The 7,586-nt window shown below is 72.5% G+C and carries 9 protein-coding genes; 4 read left to right on the forward strand and 5 right to left on the reverse strand.

What is annotated here, in order from left to right:
* Positions 1-41: 41 nt before the first annotated feature.
* Positions 42-884, reverse strand: a complete 843-nt coding sequence (locus ACFW01_RS38110; RefSeq protein WP_122619175.1) for an RNA polymerase sigma factor SigF — start codon at positions 882-884, stop codon at positions 42-44.
* A gap of 203 nt (positions 885-1,087) precedes the next feature.
* Here ACFW01_RS38110 and ACFW01_RS38115 point away from each other — a divergent pair, with 203 nt between their 5' ends.
* Positions 1,088-1,444 carry a PRC-barrel domain-containing protein gene (locus ACFW01_RS38115; RefSeq protein ID WP_234956117.1) on the forward strand — a complete coding sequence of 119 codons (357 nt, stop codon included), beginning with the start codon at positions 1,088-1,090 and terminating at the stop codon, positions 1,442-1,444.
* An 85-nt stretch (positions 1,445-1,529) separates the two neighbouring features.
* Here ACFW01_RS38115 and ACFW01_RS38120 read toward each other — a convergent pair whose 3' ends face one another.
* The 3 genes from ACFW01_RS38120 to ACFW01_RS38130 all read right to left on the reverse strand — a co-directional run bounded on the left by ACFW01_RS38120 (position 1,530) and on the right by ACFW01_RS38130 (position 3,128).
* Positions 1,530-2,093: a Dps family protein gene (locus ACFW01_RS38120; RefSeq protein ID WP_234956119.1), complete on the reverse strand. Its 564-nt coding sequence runs from the start codon at positions 2,091-2,093 to the stop codon at positions 1,530-1,532.
* Between the two features lie 124 nt (positions 2,094-2,217).
* Positions 2,218-2,823 (reverse strand): flavodoxin family protein, encoded by a 606-nt coding sequence (locus ACFW01_RS38125; RefSeq protein WP_234956120.1) that lies wholly within the window; start codon positions 2,821-2,823, stop codon positions 2,218-2,220.
* A gap of 89 nt (positions 2,824-2,912) precedes the next feature.
* Positions 2,913-3,128: a hypothetical protein gene (locus ACFW01_RS38130; RefSeq protein ID WP_122619179.1), complete on the reverse strand. Its 216-nt coding sequence runs from the start codon at positions 3,126-3,128 to the stop codon at positions 2,913-2,915.
* A 252-nt stretch (positions 3,129-3,380) separates the two neighbouring features.
* Here ACFW01_RS38130 and ACFW01_RS38135 point away from each other — a divergent pair, with 252 nt between their 5' ends.
* Together ACFW01_RS38135 and ACFW01_RS38140 are read left to right on the forward strand one after the other, a co-directional pair.
* Positions 3,381-4,106, forward strand: a complete 726-nt coding sequence (locus ACFW01_RS38135; protein ID WP_384511404.1) for a class I SAM-dependent methyltransferase — start codon at positions 3,381-3,383, stop codon at positions 4,104-4,106.
* A gap of 164 nt (positions 4,107-4,270) precedes the next feature.
* Complete coding sequence (locus ACFW01_RS38140) at positions 4,271-4,993, forward strand: FAD binding domain-containing protein (RefSeq protein WP_234956122.1); 723 nt, start codon at positions 4,271-4,273, stop codon at positions 4,991-4,993.
* A 32-nt stretch (positions 4,994-5,025) separates the two neighbouring features.
* On the opposite strand, the gene ACFW01_RS38145 is transcribed toward ACFW01_RS38140, so the two are convergent.
* Entirely contained in the window at positions 5,026-5,859 is an 834-nt protein-coding gene (locus tag ACFW01_RS38145; protein WP_384511408.1) for a lysozyme, read from the reverse strand.
* Between the two features lie 341 nt (positions 5,860-6,200).
* On the opposite strand from ACFW01_RS38145, the gene ACFW01_RS38150 reads away from it, so the two are divergent.
* On the forward strand, positions 6,201-7,586 hold a 1,386-nt coding region (locus ACFW01_RS38150; RefSeq protein ID WP_384511411.1), incomplete at its 3' end, for an ATP-binding protein.

Raw genomic sequence — 7,586 nt, forward strand, 5'->3', positions numbered from 1 at the left:
GCGGTTCCCCCGGTTTTGGCGGCGCACCGCCGGTCATGTGCTCAGGTGGTGCTGAGCATGCCCTCCCGCAGGCGGCCCAGCAGGCGCGAGATCAGCCGGGACACGTGCATCTGCGAGACGCCGAGCCGCTCGCCGATGTCCTTCTGGGTGAGCTCCTCGACGAACCGCCAGTGGATGATCTGCCGGTCGCGCTCGTCGAGCTGGGCGATCATCGGGGCGAGGGCGTGGAAGTCGTCCACGAGCGCCAGCGCGGCGTCGTCGGTGCCGATGAAGTCCGCGAGCGCCGACTCGCCGTCCTCGCTGCCGTTGATGGCGGCGTCCAGGGAGGCGGAGTTGTAGCCGTTGGCCGCGAGGCGGGCCTCGACGACCTCGTCCTCCGGCAGGCTCATCAGCTCGGACAGCTCCTGCGTGGTGGGGTTGCGGCCCAGACGGCTGCGCAGCTCCTCGGTGGCGCGGGCCAGCTGGACGCGCGCCTCCTGGAGGCGCCGCGGGACGTGCACGGCCCACGAGGTGTCCCGGAAGAACCGCTTGATCTCCCCGACGATGTACGGCACGGCGAACGAGGTGAACTCGACCTCACGGGTGAGTTCGAACCGGTCGATCGCCTTGATGAGGCCGATCATGCCGACCTGGACGATGTCCTCCATCTCCTCCGGGCCGCGGCTGCGGAACCGGCCCGCCGCGAAGCGGACGAGGGACATGTTCATCTCGATCAGGGTGTTGCGGGCGTACTGGTATTCGGGAGTGCCTTCCTCCAGCACCGTGAGCTGCTCGAAGAAGAGCTTCGACAACTCCCGCGCGTCCTTGGGCGCCACCTTGGACGGGTCCGTGATCTCCGGCATGTCCGTGGTGGTGTGCGTCGCCTGTGCGGTCGTCGTCGCCATGATGTGCCCTCCCTGTCGATCGGCCCCCGTCGTCGTCACCTTGTCGGCCGACGAAGGACCGCTTACCCCGGGGCACGCACCGCACACCTGTCGATTCCCGCCGGTGCCGCACAGGTCCTGGGCCGGTGGGGCGACAGGGGCGCGACAGACGCGTGAAGCGGGGAACTAGAGAGTGAGCGCGTTCTCGGAAGGGGAGAGTGGGCATGTTTGAAGCCGAAAACATTCGTGACTGGCGCGGCCAGGACGTCGTCGACTACGACGGCCGCAAGATCGGGACCCTGGAGTCCATCTACTTCGACACGCTGACCGACCGCCCCGCCTTCGCGACGGTCACGGTCGGCATGCCGACCCGGCGTCGTCTCGTCTTCGTGCCGGTGGAGAAGGCCGTTGTCGGGCCGGGCTATGTGAAGGTGACCTACGACAAGTCGCTGGTCAAGGACGCCCCGGGGATCGATCCGGACGGGGAGCTCGCGGCCGAGGAGGAGGGCGCGGTCTTCGAGCACTACAAGCTGCCGTACGAGCAGGGCAGCCGCGGCGAACGGCGGCTCGGCCGGCGCTGAACCGTCCGAGCCGAGCCGTCCCAGGGGGCGGCCGGGCACCCATGACGGCGGGCCCGGCGCGCCCCGCGTCCGGCGGGGCCGGCCGTCAGCCGATCTCGGCGCCGCGGGCCGCCGCCTCCGTCTCGGACGCCGCGCTGCCCGTCGCCAGGGTGCCTCCGGCGCTCTCCAGGTGGGCCCGCACGAACCACTGGAACTGCTCCAGGTCCCGGAGCTGGCCGATCAGGAGGTCCTCCGTGGCGGTGTCGATCTTGCCGGCCTCCTCGACGGCCGCGCGCATGCCCTCCACCACGCCGGTGTAGACCAGGTCGAGCGCGCCGAGGTGGGCGATCGCGTCGGCCCGGCCGATGGAGTAGTCGTCCCACTTCCGCTCCGACACCAGGGCCCCGGGCGTGCCCTGTGCCACACCGCCGAGCGCGGCGATGCGCTCCGCGACGTCGTCGGCCATGTCGCGCACCTGGTCGACCTGCGGGTCGATCATCTCGTGCACGGCGATGAAGTGCGGCCCGACGACGTTCCAGTGCACGTGCTTGAGGGTCAGGTGCAGGTCGTTGAGGGCGTGCAGGCGCAGTCGCAGCACACCGATCAGCCGTCCGGCGGCCTCGCGCTCGATGCCGGGGACCGTGTACTTCGGGGTCAGGTCGTGCGTCATGGCGGACCTCAGCTCCTCATGTGTGTCGTACGTCGTTGCTCGTGCACGAATGCCCCGTATCGGGACGCTCAGACATCCGCGGGCCAGGTCGGTGACCATGGGCGCCGTACGAGGGCCCGCGAGGTCAGGACGGTGGGGCGGGCACGGGCAGCGCGGCGAGGGCGCGCGCGGCGTGCACGAGGTTGGACGCCATCGCCCGGCCGGTGGAGAGTGCCCAGTCGTGGCCGCGCTCGTCGTCGAGGAAGTCGGGTCCGGGTCCGGGACCGAGGTGCCAGTAGGTCCAGGCCTGTCCCGGGATGGTGTAGCCGATGTCCGCGAGTCCGCCGCTGATCTCGCTGATGACGTGGTGCGCGCCGTCCTCGTTGCCGGTCACCAGGACACCGGCGACGCGGTTGTAGGCGACGGGGCGGTCCTCGTCGTCGGTCTCGCCCAGCATGGCGCCCATCCGTTCGAGGACCCGCTGGGCGACGGAGGAGGGACGGCCGAGCCAGGTGGGTGACCCCATGATCAGGATCTGGGAGGCCAGGAGCTTCTCGTGCACCTGGGGCCAGTCGTCGCCGTCGCCCATGTCGGTCTCGACGCCCGGTCTCAGGTTCAGGTCGACGGCCCGGACGACGTCCACCTCGGCTCCGTGGCCCTTCAGGGCCGCGATGACCGTGGAGGCGAGGGCCTCGGTGTTGGACGGTGCGGGGGAGGGCTTCAGGGTGCAGTTGATGACGAGTGCGCGCATGCCCGTCCTTGTTCCCCGGTCGGCGCGGGCCGACCGGGGAAGCGCGGGGCCGTTCACCCGGAAGGCCCCGCGGCGGTGCCGCGGGGCGGTCAGGGCAGGGCGACGCCGTCCAGCTTGCCCTGCTTGGCGTCGTCGACCAGCGACGAGAACTGGTCGGCGCTCATCTGCACGCGCTGGCCGAAGTCGTCGGTGAGGACGATCCGCCGCTCCGCCGGTGCCTGGGGGTCGACGAACAACTGGGGACAGCCGCAGTCGCAGTTGCCGCAGAACGTCGCGACGGGCTCCAGGCCGTGAGGCTCGGTCATGTCGGTGCGCCTTCCGTGGGAGACGGGTGACCGCGCGGGTGTCCGGGGCGGCGGTCTCGGGGGCCCGTCTGGGAGATACCCCGTGCGGCCCCCGAGAACGCGCACCGGCGCCCCGCACCGAGGCATGCCGGTCGGCTCCCGGTGCGCCGGTGCTCCCCGTGTCCGCTCCCGCCGCACCGGCTCGGCGGGCCGGCCGGGAACCCGGCGGGGACTCCGTACGACCGCGCGCGAGGGCGAGTTATCGTCGGCCGTATGGCTGACGAGTGCTTCCGGCATCCGCGGCTCGCCGCCGTCTACGACGCGCTGGACACCGATCGCGGCGACCTGGACGCGTACCTGCGCATGACCGGCGAGTTCGGCGCCCGGCGCGTGCTGGACATCGGCTGCGGCACCGGGGTGTTCGCCCTGCTGCTGGCCGAACGGGGCATCGAGGTGGTCGGCGTGGACCCCGCCGCGGCCTCCCTCGACGTGGCCCGGGGCAAGCCGGGCGCCGCCCGGGTGCGCTGGATCGAGGGGGACGCGACCTCGCTGCCCCCGCTGCGGACGGACCTGGCGACCATGACGGCGAACGTCGCCCAGGCGATCACCGGCCCACGGGCGTGGCAGGGGACACTCCAGGGGGTGTACGAGGCCCTGCGGCCCGGCGGGCACCTGGTGTTCGAGACACGGGACCCGGCCCGGCGCGCCTGGGAGGAGTGGGACCGCGAGCACACGCACGGGGTCGTGGAGATCCCCGGCGCGGGTGCGGTGGAGAGCTGGTGCGACCTGCTGGACGTGAGCGGGCCGCTGGTCACCTTCCGCTGGACCTACGTCTTCACCGCGGACGGCGACGTGCTGACCTCCGACTCGACGTTGCGCTTTCGCGACCGGGCGGAGGTGGAGGCCGACCTGACCGGTCGGGGCTTCGAGGTCCGGGAGGTGCGCGACGCCCCCGACCGCGGGGGCCGCGAACTCGTCTTCGTGGCACGACGCCCGTAGCGCACCCGTGGGAGGTGCACCGGCGCGCGAGGGGCGCACATCGGAACCGAGTGAGCCCTGTACGCGCCCCGTCGACGGTACGGACAATCACAGTGGCCGTGATCACGCGGCGGGGGACGCCTCGTCGTCCCACCGCCGACTGCCGGGAAAGCAGGTCGATCAGCATGCACTTGCGTCTGCCCACGTCCGTGTCCGAGGCACAGGAGTGCCTGGCGGAGGGAGCGGTGCCCGTCGGCGGCGCGACTCTCGTGTGGGCCGCCTGGCAACGCGACGGCTTCCCCGAACTGGCCATGTCCCTGCGCGAGCTGCCGGAGGCGACCGTCCTCGAACCCGAGGCGCTGGGCGCGGCCGTACTGCTGCACCGCATCGACGAGCGGGTACCGGAGGTGCTGCGCCGCGCGGCGGGCTCGGTGGGCACCGGAGCCGTGCGCCGCGCGGCGACGGTCGGCGGCAACCTCGTGGGCAGCACCCTGCGGTGCCTGCTGCCCGCGGCCCTCGTGCTGGACGCCCGCGCCACCGTACTGGGTTCCGACGGGTCCTACGAGACGGATCTGGCCGAGGTGACGGCCAAGCGTCACCTGCTGCTCGGCCTGCGCTGGCGCACCCCGACGGCCAGCGCCTACCGCAAGGAACCCGCCGCGGCGGGCGGGCCGCCGCCCCTGGTCGTCGCCACGGCCGTGCACACCGACGACGACGGCCGGGCGCGGCTGCGGGTCGCCGTCCGGGACGGCTACGAGGTGGTCGGCGGCAGCACCGCGTGCGACGGGGGCGCCGACGAGGCCGTCGACGCCCTGGAGGGTACGGATCTCGGCGGACTGCCGCCCGCTGCCCGGGACGTGATGCGCCGGCAGGTCACCGGCATCCTGGAACCCCTCGCCGGCCGCTGACACCGCGGCCGGCGCCCGGCGGTCGGTCCCCGTCAGCCCTTGGCCAGGGCCTTGACGCGGTCCAGCGATCCGTTGAACTTGTTGTGGTCCCCGACGGTCTTTCCGGTCGAGGTGTACTGCCACATCGTGTGGAAGCCCCAGCCGGCCGGCAGGGCCCCCACGGACGACGCGTACCGGGCGACCCACAGTGGGTTGTCCGCGCCGAAACGGCTGGAGTTGCCGGTGCACTGCGTCCACCAGTTGGTGGAGGTGTAGATGGCGGCCTCCCGCCCGGTCCGTGCCTTGTACCGGTCCACGAAGGCCTTGATCCAGCTCACCATCTGGGTCTTGGTCTTTCCGTAGCAGGTGGCCCCGTACGGGTTGTACTCGATGTCGAGGACGCCAGGCAGGGTCTTGCCGTCCTTCGACCAGGCGCCGCCGTGGTCGACGAAGTAGTCGGCCTGGGCCTTGCCGCCGGAGGTGTCCGGGGTCGCGAAGTGGTACGCGCCGCGGATCATGCCGGTGTCGTAGGAGCCGCCGTACTGCTGGGCGAAGTACGGGTTGCGGTAGGAGGTCCCCTCGGTGGCCTTCACATAGGCCCACTTGACCCCGCTCTTCCACAGGGTCGGCCAGGCGACGTTGCCCTGGTGGCTGGAGACGTCCACGCCCTCGGTCTGGCCGGCGCGGGTTTCCACGGGCCGCCCCTGGACACCTTCGTGGGCGAGGACGCCCCGGCCCATGTAGGCGGAACCACGGACGGGAGACCCGGCGTCGCCGGCGGTCGCGGGGACCGCCGACAGGGTCAGCAGGAGTGACTGGGAGGCGAGGAGCACGCCTGTCGTGAGCAGGCGTGAGTGGCTTGAAGCCACGGCTATGGGTCTGCGCATGGCACCCATACGATCCGCTGTCGCGCCCCACCGCATCCCACAGTCACCCAGATGGTGTCGCCGCGCCCGGGCCCGGCCCGTCCGGCCCGCCGCCCGAGCAGGCCACCGACCGGGTCTGAACGCCCGTATCACATCGGTGCTTTCGATCGGCGGGATGCGCGGGAAGTTCGCTCCTCGGTGGGGTTCCCGGCGGGTCAGGTATACGTGTCCGTGACGCTGACTAGCATGAGCCGGAAGCCCACCGGAGTGATCAACGGAAACCCGGTGGCACGGCTCCGCCCCGCGGGCCGACCCATGTCGATCGGCCCTTCCCCGCTCTCAAGGACCAGAGGGACCGCGGAATGTCAGTGTCTGCACCCCCCACCCCGCCCCGGACGCAGAAAGCCCCCCGCCGCACCCCCGCCGTCGCCCTGGTCGTGCTGCCCGCGACCGCCGCGGGCGCCGGTGCCGCCTGGGCCGCGGCGCCCGATGCCGCCCGGGGCTGGACCGCGACCCTCGCCGTGACGTCCTGGCTCTGCGTCGCCGTCACCGTGGTCCTCGCCTCCCACCTGGTCGGACGGGCCCGCCGTACCGCGGCCGACCGCAGAACCGAGACCGGCACCCTCAAGGCCCGGCTCGCCGAGGAGAACGCCTGCCTGGTGCACCTCGTCAACGTCGTGCTGCCGGGCGTCGCCCAGCAGGTGCGCGAGGGCGCCGGCGCCGACGAGGCCGTCGCCCGCACCGCCCCCGCCCCCGGGCCGCACCTGCGTCAGGCCGTCCAGAGCTTCGCCTCCCTCACCGCCGACGCCGTACGGCACGCCACTGAGGCCGAGGCCCGGCACCAGGTGGCGCTCCGTGAGGCGCGCGGCGCCACGGGGGAGCTGGAACACCTGACGAGCACCACCCTGCCCGCCGCGGTGCGGAGACTGCGCGACGGCACCTCGGCGGAGGCCGTCCTCGCCGAGCTGGACTGGCCCCGGCGGCCCCACCTGCGCACCTGCGCCGAACTGTTCGTCCGGGAGCTGGCCCACAGCGAACGGCGCACCGCCGCCGCCGAGGCCGCCTCCGCCAAGTCCCTCAGCCGTGTCCAGGCCAAGGCCGTACGCATGCTCGCCGACCTGCGGGACATGCAGGACCGGCACGGCGAGGAGGTCCTGGGCGACCTCCTGCGGCTCGACCACAGCACCTCCCAGCTCGGCCTCATCACCGACCGCCTGGCCCTGCTGATGGGCGGCCGCTCGAGCCGCGCCTGGAACAGGCCCATCGTGATGGAGAGCATCCTGCGCGGCGCCGTCGGCCGCATCGCCGCCTACCAGCGCGTCCGCATGCACTGCTCCACCACCGCCGCGATCTCCGGCCACGCGGCCGAGGGCGTCATGCACCTGCTGGCCGAACTGATGGACAACGCCGCCAACTTCTCGCCACCCATCGACGAGGTCCACGTGTACGTGGAGGAACGTACCGCCGGAATCGTCATCACCATCGAGGACAGCGGACTCAAGATGGCCGACGCCGCCATGCGCCACGCCGAGGAGGCCGTGTCGGGACGGGCGACCGACCTCGCCTCGCTCCAGGGCACCCGGCTCGGCCTGGCCGTGGTCGGACGGCTGGCCGCCAAGTACGGCGTCGGCGTGAGCTACCGCCCCTCGTCCCGCGGCGGCACCGGCGGCGGCGGGCGGGTGGCGCCCCCACAGCTCGCCCCCCACCGGGGCCCCGGGCCCCCCCAGACCCAGTCACATATAAACAAA

Source organism: Streptomyces sp. NPDC058985, assembly GCF_042740985.1.
Taxonomy (GTDB): domain Bacteria; phylum Actinomycetota; class Actinomycetes; order Streptomycetales; family Streptomycetaceae; genus Streptomyces.